The 26994-nt window shown below is 62.7% G+C and carries 17 protein-coding genes; 13 read left to right on the top strand and 4 right to left on the bottom strand.

From position 1 onward, the window contains the following. From AC1Q61_RS12530 to AC1Q61_RS12515, 4 genes are all read left to right on the top strand, one after another. Positions 1–1399, top strand: a 1399-nt coding sequence (locus tag AC1Q61_RS12530; protein ID WP_492650895.1) for an Ig-like domain-containing protein, incomplete at its 5' end; no start/stop codon positions are given. Between the two features lie 220 nt (positions 1400–1619). Beyond that, positions 1620–4496 carry a beta strand repeat-containing protein gene (locus AC1Q61_RS12525; RefSeq protein WP_492650896.1) on the top strand — a complete coding sequence of 959 codons (2877 nt, stop codon included), beginning with the start codon at positions 1620–1622 and terminating at the stop codon, positions 4494–4496. Positions 4497–4526: 30 nt separating this feature from the next. Beyond that, positions 4527–7409, top strand: a complete 2883-nt coding sequence (locus AC1Q61_RS12520; protein ID WP_492650897.1) for a beta strand repeat-containing protein — start codon at positions 4527–4529, stop codon at positions 7407–7409. A gap of 91 nt (positions 7410–7500) precedes the next feature. Next, positions 7501–11592: a beta strand repeat-containing protein gene (locus AC1Q61_RS12515; RefSeq protein ID WP_492650898.1), complete on the top strand. Its 4092-nt coding sequence runs from the start codon at positions 7501–7503 to the stop codon at positions 11590–11592. 10 nt (positions 11593–11602) lie between these two features. Here AC1Q61_RS12515 and AC1Q61_RS12510 read toward each other — a convergent pair whose 3' ends face one another. Beyond that, positions 11603–12442, bottom strand: a complete 840-nt coding sequence (locus AC1Q61_RS12510) for a hypothetical protein (RefSeq protein ID WP_042921235.1) — start codon at positions 12440–12442, stop codon at positions 11603–11605. Between the two features lie 93 nt (positions 12443–12535). Here AC1Q61_RS12510 and AC1Q61_RS12505 point away from each other — a divergent pair, with 93 nt between their 5' ends. The 3 genes from AC1Q61_RS12505 to AC1Q61_RS12495 are packed head-to-tail and all read left to right on the top strand — an operon-like array spanning position 12536 to position 14904. Beyond that, positions 12536–13291, top strand: a complete 756-nt coding sequence (locus AC1Q61_RS12505) for a lysophospholipid acyltransferase family protein (protein WP_042921233.1) — start codon at positions 12536–12538, stop codon at positions 13289–13291. Between the two features lie 3 nt (positions 13292–13294). Next, positions 13295–14029 carry a lysophospholipid acyltransferase family protein gene (locus tag AC1Q61_RS12500; RefSeq protein ID WP_042921231.1) on the top strand — a complete coding sequence of 245 codons (735 nt, stop codon included), beginning with the start codon at positions 13295–13297 and terminating at the stop codon, positions 14027–14029. Between the two features lie 53 nt (positions 14030–14082). Next, positions 14083–14904, top strand: coding sequence for a Cof-type HAD-IIB family hydrolase (locus AC1Q61_RS12495; RefSeq protein ID WP_037131235.1), 822 nt, complete (start codon positions 14083–14085; stop codon positions 14902–14904). Between the two features lie 37 nt (positions 14905–14941). Here the strand turns inward: AC1Q61_RS12495 and AC1Q61_RS12490 are convergent, their stop codons facing one another. After that, positions 14942–16915 carry an N-acetylmuramoyl-L-alanine amidase gene (locus tag AC1Q61_RS12490; protein WP_003943924.1) on the bottom strand — a complete coding sequence of 658 codons (1974 nt, stop codon included), beginning with the start codon at positions 16913–16915 and terminating at the stop codon, positions 14942–14944. 331 nt (positions 16916–17246) lie between these two features. Between AC1Q61_RS12490 and AC1Q61_RS12485 the strand changes: the two genes are divergently transcribed. Next, on the top strand, positions 17247–18809 hold the full coding sequence (locus tag AC1Q61_RS12485; protein ID WP_042921230.1) for a SpoIID/LytB domain-containing protein: 1563 nt from the start codon (positions 17247–17249) through the stop codon (positions 18807–18809). Between the two features lie 102 nt (positions 18810–18911). On the opposite strand, the gene AC1Q61_RS12480 is transcribed toward AC1Q61_RS12485, so the two are convergent. After that, entirely contained in the window at positions 18912–20405 is a 1494-nt protein-coding gene (locus AC1Q61_RS12480; RefSeq protein WP_003943944.1) for a PucR family transcriptional regulator, read from the bottom strand. Positions 20406–20576: 171 nt separating this feature from the next. Between AC1Q61_RS12480 and AC1Q61_RS12475 the strand changes: the two genes are divergently transcribed. From AC1Q61_RS12475 to AC1Q61_RS12455, 5 genes are all read left to right on the top strand, one after another. Beyond that, a complete protein-coding gene (locus AC1Q61_RS12475) occupies positions 20577–21980 on the top strand; it encodes an amino acid permease (RefSeq protein WP_007731826.1) in 1404 nt (467 codons plus the stop codon). Between the two features lie 90 nt (positions 21981–22070). Continuing rightward, positions 22071–23252 (top strand): thiolase family protein, encoded by a 1182-nt coding sequence (locus AC1Q61_RS12470; RefSeq protein WP_007731825.1) that lies wholly within the window; start codon positions 22071–22073, stop codon positions 23250–23252. Between the two features lie 2 nt (positions 23253–23254). Next, positions 23255–24406 carry an acyl-CoA dehydrogenase family protein gene (locus AC1Q61_RS12465; protein ID WP_007731824.1) on the top strand — a complete coding sequence of 384 codons (1152 nt, stop codon included), beginning with the start codon at positions 23255–23257 and terminating at the stop codon, positions 24404–24406. A 110-nt stretch (positions 24407–24516) separates the two neighbouring features. Then, on the top strand, positions 24517–25440 hold the full coding sequence (locus tag AC1Q61_RS12460) for an MBL fold metallo-hydrolase (protein WP_051649534.1): 924 nt from the start codon (positions 24517–24519) through the stop codon (positions 25438–25440). Between the two features lie 9 nt (positions 25441–25449). Then, a complete protein-coding gene (locus AC1Q61_RS12455) occupies positions 25450–25920 on the top strand; it encodes a MarR family winged helix-turn-helix transcriptional regulator (RefSeq protein WP_021342452.1) in 471 nt (156 codons plus the stop codon). On the opposite strand, the gene AC1Q61_RS12450 is transcribed toward AC1Q61_RS12455, so the two are convergent. Beyond that, positions 25886–26806 carry a VOC family protein gene (locus tag AC1Q61_RS12450; protein WP_051649533.1) on the bottom strand — a complete coding sequence of 307 codons (921 nt, stop codon included), beginning with the start codon at positions 26804–26806 and terminating at the stop codon, positions 25886–25888. The two genes, AC1Q61_RS12455 and AC1Q61_RS12450, sit on opposite strands and share 35 nt — an antisense overlap. Positions 26807–26994 lie beyond the last annotated feature (188 nt).

The following is a 26994-nucleotide window of genomic DNA, read 5'->3' as shown; positions in this document are numbered from 1 at the left end:
CGGCACGGCGATCGGCACTCCGGTGGCAGTCTCCGCGGGTGTTGCGACATTGAGCCATGCGTTCGATGTTGCTGGTGCGCAGAGTGTTACGGCTGACTTCACCGCTGGTGGAGGGTTCGTCAGCTCGTCGGCATCGGCTCAGACGGTGACGGTGTCCGATCCGGCTCCGGTCGATGTCGAGACCACGACGTCGCTCTCGGTTCCCCCGACGGCGGTCACGGGTACGGCGGTTGATCTGAGCGCGACGGTTGCTCCGAACAATGCTGTCGGTACGGTGCAGTTCAAGTCGAACGGCACTGCGATCGGTTCTCCGGTCACGGTGACTGGTGGTGTTGCGACTCTGTCGCATGCGTTCGATGCTGCTGGTGCACAAAGTGTTACCGCTGACTTCACCGCGGGTGCTGGCTTTGTCAGCTCGTCGGCGTCGGCTCAGACGGTGACCGTTTCTGATCCGGCTCCAGTGGATGTCGAGACCACGACGTCACTCTCGGTTCCCCCGACGGCGGTCACGGGTACTGCGGTTGATCTGACCGCTACCGTTGCTCCGAACAATGCTGTCGGTACGGTGCAGTTCAAGTCGAACGGCACGGCGATCGGTTCCCCGGTCACGGTGACTGGTGGTGTTGCGACTCTGAGCCATGCGTTCGATGCTGCTGGCGCTCAGAGTGTTACGGCTGACTTCACCGCCGGTGCTGGCTTTGTCAGCTCGTCGGCGTCGGCTCAGACGGTGACGGTCTCTGATCCGGCTCCGGTCGACAAGGCGACAAAGACGGTGCTGAGTGTTCAGGGTGAAGCCAAGGTCGGACTGCCTGTTGATCTCTTCGCGACAGTGTCCGAGGATCCCTCGGACGCCCTGGTGCCTTCCGGCGGAACGGTCCAGTTCAAGATCGGTGGAGTCGATCTGGGTGCCCCGGTCGCGGTTGTGGACGGAGTTGCCAAGCTGCCGCACGTATTCGGAGCAGAAGGCACCTTTGCAGTCTCGGCTGTATTCAGTGGATCCGGTGTGTTCACGTCGTCCACTGCGGAGTCTGTCGACGTCAATGTCACGGTTCCGACCCCGTCGGATGTCGAAAGCTCTACGTCGTTGACGGCTCCGTCCTCGGCAAAGGTCGGCACGGCGGTGCAGCTGAAGGCTGTGGTCAGTTCTTCCGGCGCGACGTCGGGAACCGTCCAGTTCTTCGACGGAACGACTCCGATCGGAACTGCCGTTGATGTTGTCGGTGGGCAGGCTGTGTTGAGCCACACCTTCACCACGACCGGCAACCATTCGATCACCGCGGTCTACAGCGGCGCCCAGGGTGTCACGGGTTCCACGTCGACTGCATCGGTTGTGAACGTCGGCAACGGGGGCGGTGACTTCGGTTCGCTCGGATCGTTGTCGCTGCCGTTCGGTTCCTGATTCTCCGATGATGTGATGCCCCTTGTGCCCCACAGGCGCAAGGGGCATCACTCTTCGCAAATCGATGATTGGTCGTTAGCGGAACTATCGGCAATTCGTGATTTTTTGTCGGTATTTGTCCGAAAAAACTGATACAAGTACTACTTTTGACGGGTACTGTACGGGCGTCCAGCTTCAATTCTGATTTTCGCTCTGTTCGAGTATTCCGAGAGAAGAACCAATGCACATCTCGACGCTCCGGCACTGTGCCGCGCCCCTGACCGGCGCTGCCCTGGTGGCCGGGATGCTGCTTATAGGTGGTGGGCAGGCCGCTGCGCAGACCACCACGACCTCGTTCAAAAGTACGTGCCGCGCATCGGCGACCATCAACGTCGACAAGACCAAAGACGATTCCGTCATCGTCAATGCGCCGACCACAGTGGTATCCGGAGAGACATTTACATTCACGATTCAGCCGGGCCCGGCTTCATACCCGGACAGTGATTCCGGTGCGACTACCAGCAATCTGTCGAGGTTGAAGTTCGATTTCGAGATTCCGAACAACACGACATTCGTTCAGGCCGCGGTGCTGCCGAACACGGGTAAGAACCTCGATGGGGTTCCGGCAGGCGTGCTGAGGATCAACACGTCGGGTTCAGCCGATTCGGCAGGGCCTCTGCTTCGGTTGTCGGGCAACAACGAAGTCATCGCCAACGGCACTTCGAACAGCACCAACAGCGAAGGGGGAATCCGTGCTCCCAAGCTCAAGAAGAATCTGGACGGATCGTCCAACAGCAACGGGGACAGTTGGTTCCAGATGCCGGCCGTCGAGGTAACCGTCGTCGCAGGCACCGCCGGGACGGCCATCACTCCGAAGGTGCGGACGTCCGGCAGCGCCGGAAGTTACAACGCAAGCGAGAATTTCAGTACCCAGCTCGCCAAAGCAACTTTTCTCGGTGGAACCCAGTGGGCGCCGACCAAGTGTTCTCCGCGGGACGGAACGGGATCGGGGCTCAATCGTGGCGCAGGCGCGCTGGCGACCATCGCAGTATCGAGTGCTGATGCACCCTCGACCACACAGCTCAACCTACCGGCCTCGACATACGTAGGCACCGAGATAACCCTGACTGCAGGCGTTTCCGGTGGAACATCCGGTGGCACGGTTCAGTTCAAGGACGGAGACAACCTGATCGGTGGACCGGTCGCGGTTGTCAACGGCACCGCCGCGCTTCCACACACGTTCACGACGGCCGGCGACCACAGCGTCACTGCCGAATACAGCGGCGTATCCGGAGTCTCCGGATCGACATCGGCGCCCAAGGTGATCAAGGTCCAGTCCGCACGCACTGCGACATCGGTTGCAGTCACCGCGCCCGAGAATTCGGCGATCAACGTGCCAGTGGACTTGAGCGCAACAATCTCACCGACACCGACGGGTGGCACGGTTCAGTTCAAGGACGGATCGAACAATCTCGGTGCGCCGCAGCAGGTTACCTCCGCCCAGGTCAAGCTGACCACCTCCTTCACAACTCCCGGACAGCACTCGATAACTGCGATCTACAGCGGAACAACCGAATTTGCCGGCTCGACGTCAACTCCACAGATCGTCGGAGTCGCAGCAGCAGATTCGGTGACGACAACATTCGTCAACCTTTCCGGGTCGGCTGCGACCGGTGACCAAGTAGCGCTGTCCGCATCAGTCTTCCCGACGCCCACTGGCGGAACGATTCAGTTCAAGGACGGTGGAGTCGATATCGGTGCCCCTGTCGAACTCGTCGGAGGGACAGCAAACCTTACCCACAGTTTCGATTCGGCAGGCAGTCATTCGGTCACCGCGATCTACTCGGGAGCGGCGGGCTTCACAGCCTCGACGTCGCTACCGAAGACGATCACGATCGATGACGGAATCTCCGGCACCACGACGGTAGTCACCGTGCCGGAATCGGCATCGACTCGGAACCCGGTCGAGTTGCGCGCGACGATCAATCCCGCACCAGCGGGTGGCACCGTTCAGTTCGCCGACGCGGGAGTGCCGCTCGGCGATCCGGTTGCCGTCGACAACGGTGTAGCTGTCGTCACCCATTCCTTCACGACGGCTGGAACGCACGCGATCACTGCGCTCTATTCCGGTGATCCGACATCCGCAGGATCGGTTTCGACGGCGCAGAGCATCGAGGTGACGTCCTCCGATGTGGCTACGTCGACAACGGTGACCGTCCCGGCGACCGCCCGGACCGGCGGTGCCGTAGATCTGAAGGCATCGGTTGAACCGAAGCCTTCCGGTGGCACCGTCCAGTTCACGAACGCGGGCTCGCCTATCGGATATCCGGTCAACGTGGTCGATGGTGTCGCGACGCTCAGCCACGTCTTCACGAATTCCGGGTCTCACGATATTGCCGCTGCGTTCAGCGGCGCTGTCGGATTCGACGGTTCCACGTCCGCCCTGGGCACCGTGGAGGTCAGTCTCGCGGATCTCGGCACCGCCACTCTGCTCAGTGTTCCCGGCGAAGCAAAGACCGGCGCCGCCACCGACCTTTGGGCTTCGGTGTTCGAATTGCCGAGTGGGCAGCCTGTTTCGACCGGTGGAACCGTTCAGTTCTCCGACGGAGGGGTCAGTCTGGGTGCACCGGTGTTCGTATTCGACGGAGTCGCCAAGCTGACACATACTTTCTCCACTACGGGTGCACACGAGATCGTTGCGACCTACAGCGGATCCGAAGGCCGTAACGGCTCGGCAGCGCAGGCACGTTCGATCAACGTGTCGCAGGCGACTGCGTCGGACATCTCGACCGCCACCGTCATATCAGTACCCGGCACAGTCACGGTGGGTTCGCAAATTTCGTTGAGCACCAACGTCATCGCCTCGGAGACCGCAGGTGGAACCGTGCAGTTCATGGATGGCGACACACCAATCGGTCAAGCAGTTGTACTGGTCAACGGCGTTGCCACCATGGGGCATACCTTCGACAAGGTGGGTGCTCACCCGATTACCGCTGTCTACAGCGGTGCTGCCGGATTCTCCGGCTCGACGTCGGCGGCTACTTCCGTCCTCGTCGAGAAGGCCTCGACCGGCAACGGTGGCGGCGGATCCAGTGATTTTCTTCCGTTCGGTTCCTGACCTTCGTGCGTTGCTAGCTGAGGAGTATTCGTGTCTGTGAGAAGAAGTTCCGCGGTTGTGGTGGCGGCGTTGGTCGGCGGTGTATTGGTGGCCGGTGGTGTTGCTTCGGCGGCTCCGTCGTCGTCGCCGCCCGTGGAGAAGAGCGTCGACTTCAAGTTGGGGTGTGACGGCTACGAGCATTTGGCCGTTGACATCTCGGATGTGTTTCATTCGACGGGTGTGACGGTGTCGGCGCCGGAGAAGGTAGTGGCAGGGTCGACCTTCACGTACCGGGTGCAACCGAATGCGATGTCAGTGCCGACAGGTGGCCATGCGGGTCGCAGTGTCGGTAAGTGGACACGACTGAAGTACGACTTCGACATTCCTTCGGGTGTGTCCTTCGTGGATGCGCGAGTGGTGACAGGTTCATCGTCGAATCTGTCAGGTGTGGCTCCGTCGGTGATTCGGATCAACGACGGCGGTTCGCCGGATGGTGCGGGTACGCATCTACGTATTTCGGGGAACAACCAGACTGCTGACTCGAACAACAAGGGCAGCAACGGCCCGAGCTCGAGCAAGAACAGCGACGGCGGAATCGAGGTCGCTGCGGGGAGTACCTTCCGGTTGCCGGCGATCGATGTGACGGTGGTTGCCGGTGCCGCCGGCAGCACGGTGCAGCCGAAGTTGCGTGCAACCGACGGTGATTCGGGCTCGTTCAATTCACCGAAAAACGCGTTCACGTTCCTGCAGTACGAGACGTTGTGGCCGGGGTACTGGGAGCGGTACAACTGCTCGCCGCGTGATTCGAACAATGGTGGATTGAATGCCGGTGGTCAGGCGCTGGCCACTGTCAACGTCGTCACACAGGTGGGCACGACAACAACCCTCACATCCGGAACGACGGCCACCGTCGGCCAGTCGACGGACCTGGTAGCGCAGGTCTCGCCGGCGCCGACCAGCGGCACCATTCAGTTCAAGGACGGTGGAACCGACATCGGTACTCCCGTCACCATCGTCAATGGTGTTGCCACACTGCCGCATACCTTCACAACAGCGGGGAGCCATTCCATAACCGCCGCATACGACGGGGTTCTCGAGTTTCTCGGATCCACGTCGTCGGCACAGACGGTGAACGTCGCGGCACCCAATGAACATACGAGTACGTCGGTCACCGTGCCGGCGAGCGCTGTCGAGCAGACCTCCGTCGAGTTGAACGCATACATCTCACCGGCAACCGACGGTGGAACGGTGCAGTTCAAGGACGGTGGGATCGACATCGGAGGTGCGATTCCGGTGACGGCCGGAGCAGCGAAGCTCGGCCACACTTTCACCACAACCGGCGCGCATTCGATCACCGCAGTCTATTCCGGCACTGCAGGTTTCGACGGTTCGACCGCCGAGGCGCAGACAATCGAGATCTCGAGTGCCACGCAAGACACGACCACGACACTCCAGGTGCCTCCCACCGCGAACAAGGACGCCGTCGTCACATTGACGGCAACCGTGAACCCGCAACCCAACGGTGGAACCGTCCAGTTCAAGGACGGTGGAGTGGCGATCGGTGGCCCGGTGGCAGTGAGTGGCGGAATTGCCGCTGTCTCCCACACGTTCACCGCTACCGGCACACATGACATCACTGCCGAATACTCAGGCGTCGCAGGCTTCGGTGCGTCGAATTCCCAAATTTCGACCGTCACAGTGGCTCTCGTTCAACAGAACACGACCACAGTGCTCAGTGCTCCGGTCGCTGCCTCGACCAGTGCAGCAGTCGATCTGACTGCGGTGGTCTCGCCGACACCAAGCTCGGGAACCATCCAGTTCAAAGACGGCGCGGCGAACATCGGGAGTGCAGTAGCCGTAGTCAACGGATCGGCGACATTCTCACATCAGTTCACCACCAACGGTGCACACAGCATCTCGGCCGTGTACTCCGGCGGTGCAGAATTCGGCGGCTCGATCTCGGCACCCAAGACCGTGACTGTGTCGACTGCAGCAGTTGACTCGGCGACTACCGTGACTGTTCCGCCCAGTGCCAATACCGGAAACGCCGTCGACCTCAAAGCCGCTGTGTCGCCCGCAGGCAACGGTGGAACGGTGCAATTCAAGGATGGCGGTACGAACATCGGCGGTGCGATTGCGGTGACGAATGGTTCAGCGACGCTCAGCCACACCTTCACCGCGGCCGGCTCGCACGACATCACGGCGGTGTTCTCGGGAAATAACGGGGTGAACGGATCGACATCCAGTGCTCAGTCCGTCCAGGTGAGTGTTGCCGATCAGGGTTCCGTGACATTGCTCAGCGTGCCCGGCGAAGCGAAAACCGGTGTGGAAACGGACCTGTGGGCGAGCGTCCGGACGTCGACTGACGGAATTGTCGGAGAAGGCACCGTGCAGTTCTTCGACGGCGGCGTTGCGATCGGTGGTCCGGAAGCTGTGACGGCTGGCGCTGCCGGCTTGTCCTACACGTTCACGACCACGGGACCTCACACCATCACCGCGGTGTATTCAGGCGGGTCGGGAATCATCGGGTCAACGGCACTGGCACGCACGGTGAACGTCACCGCTCCGGCTCCGTCCGACATCGCAACAGCCACAGGAATAACCGTTCCCGGCAGTTCGACCGTCAACAAGTCGGTAACTCTCTCCGCCACTGTCACCTCGGTGCAGAACGGGGGAACCGTGCAGTTCATGGACGGGGATACGCCGATCGGTGAGGCTGTGGCGGTAATCAACGGGATCGCTGCCCTCAACCACACATTCACGACGACCGGTGTCCACTCGATCAAGGCGATTTACAGTGGCGCAGCCGGATTCACGGGGTCCACGTCCGATGTCCGCACCGTCCAGGTCAACGCGGCGCCCGGTGACGGTGGCAACGGCGGTACCGGTTCGCTCGGAACGGGATCATTGGAGTCTCTTCCGTTCGGTTCCTGACCTGGTCACAGCATCTGCAGTATTCGAATACCGTCGACGGGAGTAGCTATGTCACATCAACAGTTCTGCGATTCAGGTTGGAGAAGTTTCCATGTCGCGTAACCTGATTCGCCGTGGCATAGCCCTCGTCGGCGTCGCTTCAGTGGCGTTGCTGACGGTCGGTTCCATCTCGGCTACCGTCTCCTCTGCTGCGACGGCAACCGTCTCCGAGGGCAAGTACCGGTTCACGCGCAGTTCCAACGTCGACACCGTGTATCTCGGTGACAAGATCACGTACACAACTGCCCTCACCAAGTCCGGTATCGACGGGTACATCAACACCTTCGTCGATGTACACCCCGCCTGCCTGACGTACGAAACGGGCTCTGCGAAACTGACGCGAGGGTCTACGTCGTCGATCACTCCGTCGTCCGTCACGGGAACGTCAGTCACTGTGACCAATGCCGGCTGGCTGGTCAACGGAAACAATCCGTGGACACTCAGCGTGACGTACCTCGTCACGGATTCCTGCGCGTTCGGTGCACTCGGTGGTGGCGTCACAGCCAGGGGCACCGTGATGGGCAGCAGTGGTTTCGGAGTCTCCGAAGATCATTCCACCATGGGACCGTCGGTGACGGTTGCCAAGCGTGACACCACCACTACGCTGTCTGTGCCGGCCACCGCGACGGTGGGCTCGTCGGTAGACCTGACGGCGACAGTCGGGCCCAACAACGTGCCGGGGGCTGTCCAGTTCAAGGACAACGGCAGCAATATCGGGTCCCCTGTCACCGTCAGTGGTGGTGTGGCCACATTGGCTCACTCTTTTGGATCCGTTGGCTCACGCTCCGTGACAGCGGTATTTACGCCAAGTGCGGTGGCGTACGCGAGTTCGACATCCGCCGCCGCGAACGTGGCGGTCTCGAACCCCGTTCCGGTGGATGTGCAGACGACGACGTCGTTGTCGGTTCCCGCGACGGCGATTGCGGGTACTGCGGTTGATCTGACCGCTACCGTTGCTCCGAGCAACGCTGTGGGTTCGGTGCAGTTCAAGTCGAACGGCGCGGCCATTGGTTCACCGATGACAGTCTCCGCGGGTGTTGCGACTCTGTCGCACGTGTTCGATATTGCTGGTGCTCAGAGTGTTACGGCTGACTTCACCGCCGGTGCTGGGTTTGTCAGCTCGTCGGCGTCGGCTCAGACGGTGACGGTCTCTGATCCGGCTCCGGTGGATGTGGTGACGACGACGGCGCTCTCGGTTCCGGCGACTGCCGTCACGGGTACGGCGATTGATCTGACCGCTACCGTGGCTCCGAGCAATGCTGTCGGTTCGGTGCAGTTCAAGTCGAACGGCACTGCAATCGGTTCCCCGGTCACGGTGAGTGGTGGTGTTGCGACATTGAGTCATGCGTTCGATGCTGCTGGTGCGCAGAGTGTTACCGCTGACTTCACCGCTGGTGCTGGCTTTGTCAGCTCGTCGGCATCGGCTCAGACGGTGACGGTCTCTGATCCGGCTCCGGTCGATGTCGAGACCACGACGTCGCTCTCGGTTCCCCCGACGGCGGTCACGGGTACGGCGGTTGATCTGAGCGCGACGGTTGCTCCGAACAATGCTGTCGGTACGGTGCAGTTCAAGTCGAACGGCACTGCGATCGGCACTCCGGTCACGGTGGCTGGCGGTGTTGCGACATTGAGTCATGCGTTCGATGCTGCTGGTGCACAAAGTGTTACCGCTGACTTCACTGCCGGTGCAGGGTTTGTGAGTTCCTCGGCGTCGGCTCAGACGGTGACCGTTTCTGATCCGGCTCCAGTGGATGTCGAGACCACGACGTCACTCTCGGTTCCCCCGACGGCAATCACGGGTGCGGCTGTTGATCTGACCGCTACCGTTGCTCCGAACAACGCTGTCGGTACGGTCCAGTTCAAGTCGAACGGCACGGCGATCGGTTCCCCGGTCACGGTGAGTGGCGGTGTTGCGACTCTGAGCCATGCGTTCGATGCTGCTGGCGCTCAGAGTGTTACGGCTGACTTCACCGCCGGTGCTGGCTTTGTCAGCTCGTCGGCATCGGCTCAGACGGTGACGGTGTCCGATCCGGCTCCGGTCGATGTCGAGACCACGACGTCGCTCTCGGTTCCCCCGACGGCGGTCACGGGTACGGCGGTTGATCTGAGCGCGACGGTTGCTCCGAACAATGCTGTTGGCACGGTGCAGTTCAAGTCGAACGGCACGGCGATCGGTTCCCCGGTGACGGTGACTGGCGGTGTTGCGACATTGAGCCATACGTTCGATACTGCTGGTGCTCAGAGTGTTACGGCTGACTTCACTGCTGGTGCAGGGTTTGTGAGTTCGTCGGCGTCGGCTCAGACGGTGACGGTCTCTGATCCGGCTCCGGTGGATGTGGTGACGACGACGGCGCTCTCGGTTCCGGCGACTGCCGTCACGGGTACTGCGGTTGATCTGACGGCGACGGTGGCTCCCTCGAATGCTGTGGGTTCGGTGCAGTTCAAGTCGAACGGCATTGCAATCGGCACTCCGGTCACGGTGGCTGGCGGTGTTGCGACGCTGTCGCATGCATTCGATGCTGCTGGTGCGCAGAGTGTTACGGCTGACTTCACTGCCGGTGCAGGGTTTGTGAGTTCGTCGGCGTCGGCTCAGACGGTGACGGTGTCGGATCCGGCTCCGGTGGATGTCCAGACCACGACCTCACTCTCGGTTCCGGCGACTGCCGTCACGGGTACTGCGGTTGATCTGACGGCGACGGTTGCTCCGAACAATGCTGTCGGTTCGGTGCAGTTCAAGTCGAATGGCACGGCGATCGGTTCACCGGTGACGGTGACTGGCGGTGTTGCGACATTGAGCCATGCGTTCGATGCTGCTGGTGCTCAGAGTGTTACGGCTGACTTCACCGCTGGTGGAGGGTTCGTCAGCTCGTCGGCATCGGCTCAGACGGTGACGGTGTCCGATCCGGCTCCGGTCGATGTCGAGACCACGACGTCGCTCTCGGTTCCCCCGACGGCGGTCACGGGTACGGCGGTTGATCTGAGCGCTACCGTGGCTCCGAACAATGCTGTCGGTACGGTGCAGTTCAAGTCGAACGGCACTGCAATCGGTTCCCCGGTGACGGTGACTGGCGGTGTTGCGACATTGAGTCATGCGTTCGATGCTGCTGGTGCTCAGAGTGTTACGGCTGACTTCACCGGCGGTGCAGGGTTTGTCAGCTCGTCGGCGTCGGCTCAGACGGTGACGGTGTCGGATCCGGCTCCGGTGGATGTGGTGACGACGACGTCGCTGTCGGTTCCGGCTACGGCGGTTACGGGTGCGGCGGTTGATCTGACCGCGACGGTTGCTCCGAACAATGCTGTCGGTACGGTGCAGTTCAAGTCGAACGGTGCGGCGATCGGTTCTCCGGTCACAGTGTCCGGTGGTACCGCGACCCTCTCACATTCCTTCGATGCCGCTGGCGCGCAGAGCATTACCGCGGATTTCACCGCTGGTTCCGGATTCAAGAACTCGGTTGCGAGTGCGAAGTCAGTTCAGGTCAGTGTTGCCGACCAGGAATCCGTCGTCGAACTGAATATCCCGACCGACGCCAAAACTGGTGTGGCGACCGACTTGTGGGCAACCGTCCGAACGTCGTCGGATGATGCTGTCGGCGTCGGAACCGTGCAGTTCTACGACGGTGGCGTCGCGATCGGCGGTCCTGAAGCGGTTACGGCCGGCGCTGCCGGCCTGACGCATTCGTTTACCTCTGCGGGTGCGCACAGCATCACTGCGGTCTATTCGGGAGGAGCCGGTGTAGTCGGATCCTCGGCCCAGGCGCGGACGGTGAATGTAACGGACCCTGCGCCTTCGGATGTCACCACGGAGACTGTGGTGACGGCGCCTGCCGATGCTGTGGTGAACAAGTCGGTGACGCTGTCGGCGACTGTCAGTTCGGTGCAGAACGGTGGAACGGTGCAGTTCATGGATGGGGATACTCCGATCGGTGACGCTGTTGCAGTGGTCAACGGGATCGCGGCGCTGAACCACACCTTCACCACAACCGGCACGCATTCGATTTCGGCAATCTACAGCGGGGCAACCGGATTCACAGGATCCACCTCGACGGCCCACGCAATTCAGATCAAGGCTGCAACCGGCGGTGGCACGGGCAGCCTCGGTTCAGGAAGCGCTGGCTCGAGCGATTTCCTTCCGTTCGGTTCCTGACCGAAGCAGTTCAGGTCGCGGCCCCGAGGCAATATCCCTCGGGGCCGATCGACAGGGTGAACTGCATCGAGCGCGAGTTACCGGTTCCGTCGCTGACGGGCAGGGTGACACGGACGTAGTCGCCGCGAACCGGAGTGACTGTTGCAGCGTCGGCGTCGAAAGACTTGATACCGGCCAGCTGATTCGGATCGAGCTTGAGAGGCGGCTGGCCGGTTGCGCCGGTGCCGTCCGGATCCCACGGGCTGTTGCCGGGGCAGATCAGTGGATAGAACGTCTCGACGTCGCGGGTATTGACCGGCCGTCCCGTGGCGCGTGAGAGAAACCTGACGACGGCGTGGGAAGCGTCGGCCGCGGTGTAGAAGTTTGATTGCCCCGCAGGGAAGACGAACGGGCACGCATAGCCGGAAGCGATCTCCGAGCGCTTGGCGGCGACGGAGAGTCCGCCGCCGCTCCAGGTGACCGCGTACTGGCCGTCGACGCCTGGTGCGGCGATGGCCGTCAAGATGGCGGGAACATCCGAGTATCGGTCGGCGATCGTTGTGGGCGGCATCGTCCAGCATGCGTTCGTGAGCGCGTCCACGTCCAAGGACACCAGGTCCGTTGCCCAAGCTGCCAAGGCCGGCGCAGCAGCCGGATTGCCGGGCACGTCACCAACCGGAGGTGGCGCGACCGGCGCAGCGGGCGCAATTGTCGTCGTGGGTGCGAGAGTGGTTGTCGTCGTGGTTTCAGTCGTCGGCGGAGACGGTTCGTCCGTCAGGATTCCCGTCCGTCCGTCGTCCTCACATGCGGTTATCGCCAACGTCATGGCGAGTGCGACTGCCCCCACTGCCGCTCGTCCTGCCGACTTCATTCGTTCGTACGCCCCTTTTGCGACATTCTGACCAACATCCACCCCAGAACTGCTGCGGGTCAGATCACGGATTCCCGTCTACGCTAGCGAACTGTGGATCCCGTTTACAGAACAGTCATCGGCATCGCCCGTACCGTCTTCGCTTTCGAGGGCCTGAAGTTCTCCGTCAAGGGAGAGCAGAACATCCCGGCGTCCGGTGGCGCCGTGATCGCGATCAACCACACCGGGTACATGGACTTCACGTATGCGGGACTGCCGGCACGGACCCCGAAGCGCTACATCCGGTTCATGGCCAAGAAAGAGGTCTTCGACAACAAGATCTCCGGACCGATCATGCGGGCCCTCAAGCACATCCCGGTCGACCGCGGCGCGGGCGCCGACTCCTACAAGGCGGCCGTAGATTTCCTGAAGCGCGGCGAATTGGTGGGCGTGTACCCCGAAGCCACGATCAGTCGGAGCTTCGAGATCAAGGAATTCAAGTCCGGCGCCGCCCGGATGGCGATCGAGGCGGGCGTCCCGATCGTTCCCGTCGTCATCTGGGGCGCTCAGCGCGTGTGGACGAAGGGTTATCCGAAGCGTTTGGGCCGCACCAACACTCCCATCTCCATTGCCGTCGGCGAGCCGATTGCACCTTTCGAGCCGGCGAGTGAGCTGACGGCGAAGCTGCGGTCGACGATGCAGGAGTTGCTGCTCGATCTGCAGAAGAGCTACGACCATCCCGCCGGCGAGTACTGGGTGCCGGCCCGCCTCGGTGGCAGCGCGCCGACGCTCGAGCAGGCCGACAAGATGGATGCCGATGAGGCCGAGGCGAAAGCCAAGGCTCGCGAGGCGCGGAAGTCCGAAGGCTGACCCATGCCCTTCGAACCCGTTTACACCGCCGTCGAGGTAGTCGCGCGTGGTCTGAGCGGTTTCCAGGGCGTGAAAGTCACCCGCACCGGGACTGAGAACGTCCCGGTGTCCGGTGGCGCCGTCATCGCGATCAACCACACGAGCTACCTCGATTTCATACCGGCGGCCCTGGCGGTCGGTACCGCGAAACGCAAGCTCAGGGTGATGGCAAAGGCCGAGTTGGCGGACAACAAGGTCCTCGGCTTCCTCATGCGTGGATGCGGCGTCATCGAAGTCGATCGCTCTGCCGGAGCGCAGGCGTATCGAGCCGGAGTCGACGCCCTGAAACGGGGCGAACTGGTGGGCGTCTACCCGGAGGCGACTATCAGCCGGAGCTTCGAGATCAAGGAAATGAAATCCGGAGCAGCTCGGATGGCCATCGACGCCGGCGTTCCGATAATTCCGCTGATCGTCTGGGGCGCCCAGCGGATCGTCACCAAGGGCGGACCGAAAAATCTGGGCCGCAATCATTTCCCGATCTCGGTGGAGGTGGGTGCACCGATCGATCCGGTCGAGCCCGCCGAAGCGTTGAGCGAGATTCTGCGCATCGAGATGGATGCAATCCTGCGCCACGTGCAGGACGGGTTCGTGCACGAGCCCGGGGCGTACTGGGTGCCGCGCCGACTCGGCGGTGGCGCACCGACGCCGGAGGAAGCTGCGGCCATGGACGCACAGGAACGCGCGAAGCGGGCGCGCTGAGCGAGACCGTCGTACCGGGCAGGCACAATGGCGGTGTGAGCCCAGACCGTCGTATCAGCCCTGACCGCCCAACCTTGGTTGCGACCGATGTCGACGGCACCCTCATCGATCACGACGAGTTGGTCAGTGCCCGCACCCGCGCCGCCGTGCATGCCGTCGTCGAATCCGGCACGCCGTTCCTGCTGGCAACCGGGCGTCCTCCGCGATGGATTTCGCCCGTCGTCGAGGGCTTGGGATACGCGCCACTCGCCGTCTGCGCAAACGGTGCCGTTGTCTACGACAGCTACGCCGACCGCGTCCTCAGCGCCGCGACCTTGTCGGTCGACGCACTCACCGAACTCTCCGAGCTGGCACTGGTTGCACTCCCGGGCGCAGGTTTGGCCGCGGAACGAGTGGGGGAGAGCGCACATGACGCCGCCACCCCACAGTTCGTCAGCTCACCAGATTACGAACACGCCTGGCTCAACCCGGACAACACCGAGATGTCCGAGGACGAAGTGCTTGCGGCGCCGGCCGTCAAACTCCTGATTCGCCGTCCAGGCATGACCAGCACGGCGATGTACGACACGCTCGCTCCGCACGTCGGTGCGCTCGCCGACATGACGTACTCCACCGAGAACGGACTGATCGAACTCTCGGCGCCGGGAATCACGAAGGCGTCGGGCCTGGTTGCTGCCGCGGAGAGGTTCGGCTTCGACCTGTCGGGTCTGGTTGCCTTCGGGGACATGCCCAACGACATCCCGATGCTGGGGATGGCACGCCTCGGCGTTGCCATGGGCAACGCTCACCCCGAAGCCAAAGCCGCAGCCGACGAGGTCACCGACACCAATTCGGCGCACGGGGTCGCAAAAGTCCTCGAGCGCTGGTGGTCGTAGAACCCACCAGCGCCCGAGGACGTGTACTGCTCGAGTGTCAGCCGACAGGCGCGCTGTTGGCCATTTCCTGGGCAAAGGTCTCGTTGTAGGTCTTGAGGACCTTCGTGACCATGCCGGTGATCTGGTTGAAGATCAGCGAACCGTTCTCGAAGTCACTGCGCAGGCCGTCCGGGATCGAGTACTCGTCCGAGATCGGCAATCCCAGTTCACCCGCGTCGGAACCGAAACTCTGCCACGACTTGAAGATCTCGCCGAGCACGGTGAACACTCCGCCGTTCGGCGAGGTGTAGACAGCGCCGTTCTGGAACAGCGCACCCTGGTTGCCGAGCTTCGCCTGCAGAATTCCGGACAGTGCCTGGCCGAGGCGTCCGATCTCGCCACCTTCGGCGATCCACTTCTGCGCGAGCGGTGAATTGTCGGTGATCTGCAGAATCTGGGTGACCAGATCCGGGATCGACGAACCGGTGCCACCGGTGACCGTGTCGACCGGAGTGGTCGGCTTGGGCGCAGGCGTCGACGGATTGGAAGGGTTCGAGGGGTTCAACGTTCCCCCGATGTTCGCGGCCGCGATGTTCCGGATGTCGTTCATGTGCGCGTATGCGGCATCACCCGGGCACGCGGTGTTTCCGACGTCGCGGTGGGCGAAGATGATCGGCAGATCGACTGCTGCGCCCTGCGGGTACGGCGTGAACTCGGTGCCCTCGGAGTACATCGTCGTTCGGCCCTTGGGATCGAGTCCGGCCATGCCGAGCTTCCAACCGAGGAACTTGCCGACGGCGTTGAGCGTCGCCTGCGAAGGCTCGACGGTGGAGTAGTCGCCCATCATCGCGATACCGGTGGTGTTCTCGTTGAATCCACCCGCGTGTGCACCCTGAACTGCCTTGTCGAGTCCGCCTGCGCGGCCTTCGAAGGTCTGACCGTACTTGTCGACGAGGACGTTGTATCCGACGTCGCACCAGCCGAGCGTCTGTGCGTGGTAGGCGTAGATCGAGCGGACGATGCCGGCCGATTCGGCCTTCGTGTAGTTGTTGCTACCTGCGGTGTGGTGAACGGTCGCGCCACCGATGAAGTCGTCGTACGTGGGGGAGTCGCAGCGAAGTGACTCGTCTGCTCCCCACTGAGCACGGGTGATGACGGACGGTCCGCTGCCGCCGAGCGGCGCTGCGACGGCCTGCAGATTGCTGTCTGCCTCGCTGGCACCCGGGTCGATCAACACGGCGGTGACGGCATCTGCTGCCGTCGTCACCTGGCGAAGCGGCTTGGACACCGAAGCGGGTGTGTACCCGAGTTCGCCGGTGGCTGCGGGTGCTTCAGCGGGGGCAGCTTCCGGAGCGGGCGCGGGGGCAGCTTCCGGAGCCGGGGCCGGCACAACCTCGGCTGCGGGAGCAGCGGCACCCTGCGGCGTGAGGATCTGGATGGACTTGGTCGCGCCGACGAAGACCGGTTCGGTGGCGGTACCGGAGTTGGTGGCCTGATCCGAGCTGGCGGAGTCGATGGCGTCAGGGGTGAACCACGGGCCCCAGGTGCCGTCTTCGGCCAGGGCGCGGACCTTGGACTGCGCCGAGGCGATGGTGTCCGAGGTCAACGCGACCATGCTGAACGGAGTGTCGCGGGTGACTTCCTTGACCACGGCACCTGGCTCTTCCTCGGAAGGAACCGGAGCGGTTTCGGTCGGGGCGCCGGGAGCAGCGGGTGCCGGGAACAGCTCGGTCGGCAGCGTGATCCCGGGAGGTAGCGGGATTTCGGTCGGGAGCTTGAGGTTTCTCAGATCACCGAGGTTGATGTCGGGGAGATCGAGACCGGTCAGCTCCTTGACCGGAATGATGATGTCGGGCACCGACGCGAGGAGCACCTCTGCGATCTGGGTCGGCACTGCTACTGACGTCGTCTCGTTCGCGGAACGTACATCGGACGTAGTGCTCGTGAAGCCGTAGACCGCAAAAGGACTTGCGACAGCCACTGCGGCTACAGCCCCGAGTACGAGCGAGGGCTTCGGTCGACGGTGTGGCAAGGGATTACTCCTCGGTTGTAGTTACTTGCGAGCGAACTTCAGGGCCGATGACGGCCGTGAACGGAATCCTTCAAAACCGGATCCGAGCAGGTCGGATGCCATGTTCTGGGGTTGAACTCCAGTTTTCGGACGCGTACGTCTGCAACTCGTGATGCTGATGTGACTCGTGTGACTGGTGTTGCTAACTCCAAACACTCTTGCCACACTAGTCACAAAAGTCCATAACGCTCAACCTTAGGGTGAGACTTTAGTTAAATCGTTGTGGACTGGCCTGCGCGCGAAGTACCGACTTCGCGGACTCGTGAGGCCGGTAGCGATGAGGAGAGCATTGATGGCGAGAAGCGGAAGAAGCGGAACTGCAGGTAAGAAGCCTGTGTCCGGTCGCGCAGGTCGCTTTCTGGTGGGCGGACCCGGGAGGCGAACCTCGCTGATGCGGATCTCGGTCCTCGGTCTCGTTCCGGCTCTTGCGCTCGGCGTCGCGATCGGAGGTTTCACGCAAATCCGCGCTGACGAGCCGTCGATCCTGCACGCCGTCGCTGCCGACACGCAATTCACGCTCTCCGGGCACGGCAACGGACATGGCCGTGGAATGGGCCAGTGGGGCGCTTACGGCTACGCCAAGAACGACGGCTGGTCCGGCGAGCGAATCCTCAGTCACTACTACGGGGGAACCGTCCTGGACTCGATGCCGCCTGCCCAGATGAGTGTGCGGCTCACGGCCCAGGACAACTCGACGCTCGACGTCTACTCCGACGCCGGCCTCGTGGTCAACGGTCAGCGCACCGCGCCCGGCGAGGCTGCCCATCTCACTGCACTGCCCGGTGGCGGTGCGCAGGTAGTGGTCACCAGCGGGTGTGGTGGCGGGGTTGTCTGGGAAGCGGTCACCGACCATCCGTGGGTGGACCCGGTGGACCTCGGTCCTGATCGACCCGCCGACCAGTTCCTGAAGCTGTGCAACAACGACGCGCCCTATCGAGGCGCCCTCGGCGTAGTGCTCGACAACGGCTCGGCTCGGACAGTCAATCTCCTCGACATGGAGGACTACCTGCTCGGCGTGGTGCCGGTCGAAGCGAAGGCCGAATGGGCCGATTCCGGTGGGGCCGAAGCGCTACGGGCGCAAGCCGTGGCAGCACGCTCGTACGCTGCGACCGAGCATCGCAGCTCGTACGCCGACACCTGCGACACTCAGGACTGCCAGGTCTACGGCGGAGCGGGCAAGGAAGATCCCCGCACCACCGAAGCCGTCCGGTCCACCGCCGGCGCCGTTCTGTCGCGTGACGGCAAGATCGTTGCCACCGAATTCTCCTCGTCCACAGGAGGTTACAGCTCCGGCGGTGAATTCCCGGCCGTCGAGGATCTCGGTGACGCCCTTTCCCCGAATCATGACTGGACAGTGAATCTGACCGCAGGGCAGATTGCGGACGCCTTCGATGTTGGTGAGCTGCAATCGCTCAAGATTCTCTCGCGCAACGGATTCGGTACCGACGGCGGGCGAGTGACGGCAGTCGAGGTAGTCGGAACAGATGCAACTGTTGGCGCCACCGGAATTCAGTTCCGCCAGAAACTCGGCCTGAAATCCGACTGGTTCACCATCGGTGACGGTGCGGGTGTGGTAGTGGCACCGGATTCGGAATCGACAGTGCTGGAATCTAATTCGCCATCCGACGATCCATCGGGTACGGTTACGGAGACGCAGATCGAGAAGAAGTATCGGGAGCTCGGCGGTGAAAGCGGCTCTCTCGGTGCTCCTGCCGGCCCGGAGATGCAGTTGCCCTCCGAAGCAGGCACTTTCCGTGTCTACGAAAACGGAACCATCATCTGGACAAAGGTTTTGGGCGCGCAGGTAGTTGATGCCAACGTGCTCCGCGAGTGGATACCGACGGGCGGAAGCTAGGGGAAGGTCGGTCGGTAGCGACTCGCACGTATCGACTCTGAAGGGTCTCTGCCGTAACCCGGCGGAGGCCCTTCAGGTCGTTCAGGGTTCGTTGGTTGTCGGTCAGATGGTCGGGGCGTCGCCGAGCAGGCGGTACTCGAGCCACAACTCCGCACGTTCCGTGGGGGAGCCGAGGTCGAGCTGGAGAAGGCTCTCGATCCGAGCGAGTCTGCTGCGCAACGTATGCCGATGAATATTCAGCGCTGTGGCTGCGGCGTCGCCCACCCCGTTGTGTGCCAACCACATGGCCAAGGTCCGGTAGAGATCGCTACCGCCCTTCGCTTCCAGAAGCGGGCGCAAGTGTGCCGCCGCGAATGCCGTCGAGCGATCCTGGTCGAGAAATGCGGACAATCCGCTCTCCGAGAGTTCGGCGAACCGCATCGAAGGCAGGTTGCGGGCACCGGCCTCGGCTGCTGCCTGCGCGGCTTGGCGTCTGGCGCGCGAGAGATCGTCCCACCACAGCATGTCCGACACGCCGACGGTGACGTCGATTTCGTTGACACGGGCGAGGATTCGCCCGCTGTCGGTAGCCGAGACGACGGCAATCAGTGCACCGTCGGTGATGCCGAACGCCAGATCGCGGCTGAGACCGTCGAGCAGTGAGACGGACACGCTCTCGAGCAGGCCACTCGGGCCCGCTACGTGGAAGACCTGGAAAGGCTCGACCGGAAATCCTCCCCACAGTTCCCCGGAGATGTTGCGGGCGAGCGCATTCTGTCCCTCGAACAGCTGATGCATCGCAACGGTACGAAGGTGGTTCATCGTCAGCTGTGCGTCTCGGGTTCGAGCCGTCATCAACGTGAGCAGAGACGCGGCTGCGATGACGATGCCCTGATTCAGTGAACCGACGGCGCCGGGGCAGCCGGCGACGAGGTACCCCATCAGCTTTCCCCTCGACGTCAGCAGCGGATGGGAGATGACGTCCTCGTTCTCACTCGTGAGGAAACTGACTTCCATCGGGCGGGCGTCGCGCTCGGGGGCAGTTCGCTCGATTCCGGCGGCCGCGGCGGTGTGTGAGATCTCGACGGTATGTCCGGCCGAGTCCAGCAGAGCCGCCCATCCGCCGATCAATTCCGCCACCCGTCGTACGACTGCCCGGGTGCCGTTGACGGTCACCGCAGCTTGAAGCAGTCGCCGCAGGCTCTGGTAATTGCTGCGCAGCGCTTTCATGTCGTCGTCGGATTGCGCCTTCGACACCGCTTTGGTCAGGGCGATGAAAGGTGTTCGCAATGGGACGTCGAGAAGGGGCACACTGAAACGGGTTGCCGCATCCACCAGAGTCTGTGGCGCCTGCTCGTATCCGAGGCCGGTTCCGAAACCGATTCCGGCAATTCCGGCCGCCACCAGGGTCCGTACGAATCGGGTCGTTTCCGCGGCCGTCGTCGGTAGTGACACCCCGGTGATGAGTAGTAGTTCACCGCCGTCGAGGAAGGGCGTCGGGTCGGGAAGTTCGGAGACATGTGCCCAGGTCAGGGTGCGATCGAGCTGGTCGTGCCCAGCCAGGACGCGAAGGCCGAACTGTTCGGTCGCACAAAGCTGGCGGAGCGTGATGGGCATGAGTCCAGTCTGACACCTCGAACTCGCCACTTTGTAGTGCCTGCGGTCACGTTTGTACAAAGTGGAGCCTGACGCGAGCTTGCCGAAGGTCCGACACTGGCGCTATCGAAAATGCGCTCCGGATAGAGCGCCACCGAGATCCACGTTCCGAACAGCCCACAAGGAGTACTGATGTCCAGTACAGACCAGCCGGCACTTCAGCACACGCTGAAGAAGCGGCATCTGTCGATGATTGCGATCGCAGGCGTCATCGGCGCCGGACTGTTCGTCGGCTCCGGTGTGGCGATCCAGGAGACGGGACCCGGTGTCCTGATTTCCTACGCGCTTGCCGGCGTCGTCGTCATCCTCGTGATGCGCATGCTCGGTGAGATGTCGGCAGCGTCGCCGGAAACCGGCTCGTTCTCCTCGTACGCCGACAAGGCCATCGGCCGCTGGGCGGGCTTCTCGATCGGCTGGCTGTACGCGTGGTTCTGGATCATCGTGCTCGGCATCGAGGCCACCGCCGGTGCCCTCATCATGAATCGCTGGGTTCCGGGGGTTCCCCAGTGGACCTGGGCATTGATTCTGATGATCGTGCTGACGCTGACCAACATCATCTCGGTCAAGTCGTTCGGCGAGTTCGAGTTCTGGTTCGCCTCCATCAAGGTCGTCGCCATCATCGCGTTCCTCGGCATGGGCATCGTGGCGATCTGCGGATGGATGCCCGGCGTCGAAGCACCCGGAATGACAAACCTGACCGGTCACGGCGGCTTCCTGCCGAACGGAACAGGAGCGATGCTCGCCGCAGTCCTTGTGGTCGTGTTCTCGTTCTTCGGGGCCGAAATCGCCACGATCGCAGCCGGTGAATCGGCCAACCCGCTCGAAGCTGTTCGCGCAGCCGTCAAATCCGTCGTCTGGCGAATTCTCATCTTCTACATCGGCTCGATCGCGGTGGTCGTCACTCTGCTTCCCTGGGACAGCGCGTCGGTTGCACTCAGCCCGTACGTCGCCGTCATGGACTCCTACGGCATTCCGGCCGCGGGCAACATCATGGACGTCGTCGTCCTCACGTCGGTTCTGTCCTGCCTCAACTCCGGTCTCTACACCGCGAGCCGCATGATCTTCTCCCTCGCCGGCCGCGGCGACGCCCCCAAGTCGCTCTCACGTATCGAGAAGACCGGCGTCCCGATGCGCGCTGTCCTGGTCTCGACGATCGTCGGCTTCCTGACCGTCGGCATGAACTACCTCTCCCCGGACAAGGTCTTCCTGTTCCTGGTCAACTCCTCCGGTGCGATCGCGCTGTTCGTCTGGCTGGTCATCTCGGTGTCCCAGCTGCGCACCCGCCGCAAGCTCGAAGCTTCGGGCCAGGAGCTGGAACTCAAGATGTGGTTCTTCCCGTACCTGACCTACGCCACGATCGCCGCCATCATCGCGCTCTGCATCGGCATGCTCACCCTGGACTCGACGCGCAGCCAGATGATCGTGTCCCTGGGACTTGCAGCGATCCTCGTGGGTATCGGGCTCTACCGCTACCGGAACCACAAAGACACCGACGCCGAGGTCGTGCCCGTCGCCGAGAGCGCTCCCACACCCTGACACCAACGTCCCCATCTGCGAGATACTTCGATGTCCTAGTATCGGCCACGGACAGAGAAATCGACGTGAGCACAGCAGATGGGGACAATCATGACCACACCCGAACCGATCGTCATCGTCGACGGGGCCAGGACCCCCGTCGGTAGCTTCGGCGGCGTCTTCAAGGACGTACCCGCGCACGAGTTGGGCGCCGCAGCAGCCAAGGCCGCGCTGAGCCGCGCCGGCGTTGCGCCCGAAGACATCGACGAGGTCGTCATGGGCTGCATCGGCCAGGTCGGCCCGGACGCCTACAACGCACGCCGCGTCGGCATCGCCGCCGGACTGCCCGAGAACGTCCCCGCCTACACCGTCAACCGCCTCTGTGGCAGCGGCCTGCAGGCTGTGTGGTCTGCGGCGATGCAGATGCGATGGGGCGCAGCTGCCATCACGCTCGCCGGCGGTGACGAGAGCATGTCTCGCATGCCCTTCTACGACTTCGCCGCCCGCTCGGGCTACAAGCTCGGCGATCGCAGCCTCGTCGACGGCACCGTCGCGATGCTCACCGACCCGTTCAGCAAGGCTCACATGGGCCGCACTGCCGAAGCCGTCGCCCGTAAGTACGGCGTCAGTCGCGAGCAGCAGGACGAGTTCGCCGTCGAATCTCAGCGCCGCGCCGCTACCGACGCAGCGAAGGCGGCATTCGCCGAGGAAATCACTCCCGTCGAGACCGGTGGTCGGCGCTCCGTCACCGTCACCGAGGACGAGCATCCCAAGCCCGGAACCACCGTCGAAACCCTCGCCAAGCTGCGCCCCGCATTCGAAGAGGGCGGATCCGTCACCGCCGGTAACGCGTCGGGCATCAACGACGGTGCCGGCGCACTCGTCCTCGCGACGGGCACCGAGGCAGCCAAGCGCGGTCTCACCGGACTGGTCACGCTCGAAACCGTCACGACGGCAGCCATGGAGCCCGGCCTGATGGGCTACGCTCCCGTGCTCGCTCTCGAAAAGCTCTTTGCACAAACAGGATTGAAGCCGTCCGACATCGGCACCGCCGAGGTCAACGAGGCGTTCGCTTCGCAGGCCATCGCCGTCATCCGTGACAGTGGCCTGGATCCGGAGAAGACCAACCCGTACGGCGGAGCGATCGCGCTCGGACACCCGGTCGGCGCCACCGGAGCCATCCTGACCCTGCGTGCCGCGCGCGACATGGTTCGCCGCGACCTCGAATTCGGCATCGTCACCATGTGCATCGGCGGCGGTCAGGCACTCGCTGCCCTGCTGAAGCGGGTCTGATCATGGCGACCAAGCGCAAGCCGTCGTGGCACGACGACGAGATCACCGCAGTAGCCGAACTGGCCCGCGGTTTCTTCGATCGTGAACTGATCGCCAAGCGTGAGCAGTGGGACGCACAGCATCGCGTCGACCGGTCCGTGTGGCTCGAAGCCGGCAAGCTCGGCCTGCTGTGCTGCTCGATTCCCGAGGAATACGGCGGGGGCGGTGGAACTTTCGCGCACGATCTCGCTGTCTTCGAGGCGCAGGGCTACTGCGGTGACTATGCGCTCGGTAACTCCGTGCACAGTGGCATCGTCGCCCACTACGTGCTCGAGTACGGAAGCGAAGAGCAGAAGAAGGCCTGGCTGCCAGGTATGGCGACAGGCGAAATCCTCGGCGCCATCGGAATGACCGAGCCAGGAACAGGTTCCGACCTCAAGGCAATCACCACGTCCGCGATCCGTGACGGTGACCACTACGTCGTGAACGGGTCGAAGACCTTCATCACCAATGGTGGCAGCGCAGACATGATCGTGCTTGCCGTCAAGACCGACCCCAAGGCGGGCGCCAAGGGTGTCTCGCTCCTGATTGTGGATCTTCGTGACTGCGAAGGCTTTGCGGTCGGCCGCGTGCTCGACAAGGTCGGTCAGCACGGCGCCGATACGTCGGAGCTGTCCTTCACCGACGTTCGCGTTCCCGTCTCGAACCTCCTCGGTGAGTCCGAGGGGCTCGGCTTCGGTCAGTTGATGGCGCAGCTGGTGCAGGAACGCCTCATCATCGGCGCGCAGGCCATCGGCACCATCGAGCGTGCAGTCGAGGAGACCGTCGCATACACCAAGGCGCGTCAAGCGTTCGGGCACAGCCTCTTCGAGTTCCAGAACACCGCCTTCGAGCTGGCCGAGTGCCAGACGATCGCACGCACCTGCCGTGTCTTCCTCGACAACTGCATCGAGGATCACCTCAACGGCGAGCTGGACGGCGCAGACGCCGCGATGGTCAAGTACTGGCTCACCGAGCAGCAATGCGCCGTCGTCGACCGGTGCGTGCAGCTCTACGGCGGATACGGCTACATGCGTGAGTACCCGATCGCGCGCATGTACGAGGACTCCCGCGTCCAGAAGATCTACGCCGGCGCCAACGAAGTGATGAAGGGCATCATCGCGAAGAGTCTTTGATCACCGGCGTCGAAAACCATTGACACCGACCAGGCACCCACCGAGCATTTCGGTGGGTGCCTTTGTGTGTGCCCACAAGCGGTATCGAGCTGTTCGGAAGGCAAACACTGATGAGCTTCACCATCGACGTCGGGTCGGCGCGCGTCACCCAACTGACAGAGCTGGCGCACTGGCCGTTTCCGCCGCGAGAGCTCTTTCCCCAGGCGAGTGAGGCCGAGATCAGTGAAGCGTCGGCGCGGCTGACACCGGAGTTCTTCGACGAGGGTAGTGGTGACCTCGTGCTTGCCATCCACACCTACCTGGTGGAGATCGGCGGCAAGGCCGTCGTCGTCGACACCGGCAACGGCAACAGCAAGCACCGGCCGAACCTCTTGCCGCATCACATGTTCGGCACCGACTACCTCTCACGCTTCGCAGCCACCGGTGTGTCCGTCGACGACGTCGATCTGGTGGTCAGCACACATCTGCACCCTGACCACTGTGGCTGGAACACCGCCCTCGACGCCGAAACCTGGCGGCCTACCTTCCCCCGCGCGACCTACATTTTCGATCGCACCGAACTGGCCGCGCTCGAACAACTCGCCGCCGACGGTCCACACGAAGGAGTGGTCTCGGATCTGGCGCAGACCTTCGAGGACAGCGTCCGTCCCGTTCTGGACGGGGCGAAGTGGGAGGCGGTCGACGACGGTCACGTCCTGGTCGAGTCCGAAGGCACACGCGTCGTCGTTCGCAGCGCGCCCGGCCACACGCCGGGCCATATCGTGATCGAGATTCGCACTGCCGACGGCGGCGCCGTCATCTCCGGCGATGTGGTCCACCATCCGATCCAGTTTCTGTACCCGGACCTCAGTCAGGGCGGCGACGCGGATCCCGAGATCGCCAGGGTCACCCGCCGCGAACTTCTCGAACGCTGCGCGTCGGAGGGACTGCTTCTACTTCCCGCGCACTTTCCGGTCGACGAACCGATCACGGTTCGGTTGAACGAGGACGATCGCCCGATGGCACCTTCGATATATGTTGCGAGGCATGCATAGAATGGGCCAATGCCTGCGACCGAATCGACGCCATCGCTCTCCGGCAGGCCGCTTTCGAGTCGGATCGGATACGGCTTGGTCAAAGCCGCACTCCGCGTGAGGCAGTCGTACGCGGAGGCTTTGTCTCGCGTCGGACTGCTGCCCAATCATCACGCCATTCTCAGCACACTCGATGAACTCGGCCCATGCCATCAAAAGGAGCTTGCTTCCCGAGTGGTGGTCGACCCCGGTGACATCGTTGCCTATCTCGACAGTCTGCAGGAATCGGGATACGTTGTGCGCGAACGCGATCAATCTGATCGGCGTAGGCAGGTCGTATCGATCACGGACTCCGGAGTGGCGAAGTTGATCGAGGGCGATGCGGCCCTCGACGCCGTCGAGCAAGAGGTCTTCGAGTCGTTGACCGATCAGGAACGTGAGACATTGACGGTCGTATCCGCCAAGCTCACGGGGCCGACGGCGCGGCCGTCAGAGGCCTGATGATTCCGGGTACTCTTTTGCTCGTCTCGGCTGGACGCTTGTGGCCCCAGTAACTCGGTTGGTTGTAAGTTCTTGCCACCCAACTCAGATCGTCGACGGTGAGACCACCGAACCCGTACTCGATCTGCAGACCGGACGGGCTGCCGATGTAGATCGACGTCATCAGGTCATTGGTGTGGCGCCCCAGCGTTTGCATGACCTCGGTGTCGTGGCTGTCGAGAAGATCGATCAGGCGTCCGAGATCGTCCATGCATTCGACTTCGAGCATGAGGTGGTTGAAGCCGACGTGGCCGGGATATTCGGCCAGCGCAAGTGAATGATGACGCCCGTTGACGTGATAGAAGCGCACGGTGAATTGGTCGTTGGTGATCCGGTCCGATAGTCGGAAACCCAGCACATCCACGTAAAACTTGTTGGCTTCCTCGATATTCGGTACCTGTAAAACGATGTGGCCCAGGCCTTGATCTCCGGTCACGAATCCGCCGCGCATGACACGACCCGGTGTGAACGACAGTGGCGTCGATGCCTTTCCCCACGAAATCTCGTGTCGAGTTCCCCATGGGTCGGTGAACCACACGAGTTCGGCGACTTGCCGCTCGGCGAGCAGGTCGGGATTGCCGTCGTGCAGCATGATGCCGCTCCGGTCGAGGTGCGCGGCAAACGAGTGAAGATCGGATTCATTGGCCATTGCCCAACCGGCGTACAGGAATTCGTCTACCTTGCCGGGGTGGACGGCAATTCGATAGTTGACGTCGTCTACTGCGAGCCGGATTGCGCCATCCGGCCCGTCTGGTGACAGTTTCGCGCCCAGAAGTCCGGTTCCGTACTTTCTCCAGTCCTGAGCCCTGGGTGACGCGACTCCGATATACGACAGTTCCTGGATCACGATGATCTCCCTCGAATGCACTTGATGGTTGCTGTTCCCAAAATATAAGCAGTGTGACCAATGATTGGCAAGACAATCGTTGGTTTTGCCAAGCAATTTGTGAGTGGCAGCCGCCAGTGATGCTGAAATCAGGAAACGGGGGCCATAGTCCCTGGTGACGCATCCAACCCTCGGCGTCCGAACAGGTC

The sequence above is a fragment of the Rhodococcus sp. MPR-R1B genome (genome assembly GCF_058793255.1).
The sequence above is the reverse complement of the archived record's forward strand: the minus strand, read 5'-3'. Positions and strand labels throughout refer to the sequence as shown.

Bases quoted from the DNA above. Each gene is read 5' to 3' on its own strand.
- AC1Q61_RS12525 (WP_492650896.1), top strand. From the start codon at position 1,620: ATGCACATCTCGACGCTCCGGCACTGTGCCGCGCCCCTGACCGGCGCT.
- AC1Q61_RS12515 (WP_492650898.1), top strand. From the start codon at position 7,501: ATGTCGCGTAACCTGATTCGCCGTGGCATAGCCCTCGTCGGCGTCGCT.
- AC1Q61_RS12510 (WP_042921235.1), bottom strand. From the start codon at position 12,442: ATGAAGTCGGCAGGACGAGCGGCAGTGGGGGCAGTCGCACTCGCCATG.
- AC1Q61_RS12500 (WP_042921231.1), top strand. From the start codon at position 13,295: ATGCCCTTCGAACCCGTTTACACCGCCGTCGAGGTAGTCGCGCGTGGT.
- AC1Q61_RS12485 (WP_042921230.1), top strand. From the start codon at position 17,247: ATGGCGAGAAGCGGAAGAAGCGGAACTGCAGGTAAGAAGCCTGTGTCC.
- AC1Q61_RS12480 (WP_003943944.1), bottom strand. From the start codon at position 20,405: ATGCCCATCACGCTCCGCCAGCTTTGTGCGACCGAACAGTTCGGCCTT.
- AC1Q61_RS12475 (WP_007731826.1), top strand. From the start codon at position 20,577: ATGTCCAGTACAGACCAGCCGGCACTTCAGCACACGCTGAAGAAGCGG.
- AC1Q61_RS12470 (WP_007731825.1), top strand. From the start codon at position 22,071: ATGACCACACCCGAACCGATCGTCATCGTCGACGGGGCCAGGACCCCC.
- AC1Q61_RS12465 (WP_007731824.1), top strand. From the start codon at position 23,255: ATGGCGACCAAGCGCAAGCCGTCGTGGCACGACGACGAGATCACCGCA.
- AC1Q61_RS12460 (WP_051649534.1), top strand. From the start codon at position 24,517: ATGAGCTTCACCATCGACGTCGGGTCGGCGCGCGTCACCCAACTGACA.
- AC1Q61_RS12455 (WP_021342452.1), top strand. From the start codon at position 25,450: ATGCCTGCGACCGAATCGACGCCATCGCTCTCCGGCAGGCCGCTTTCG.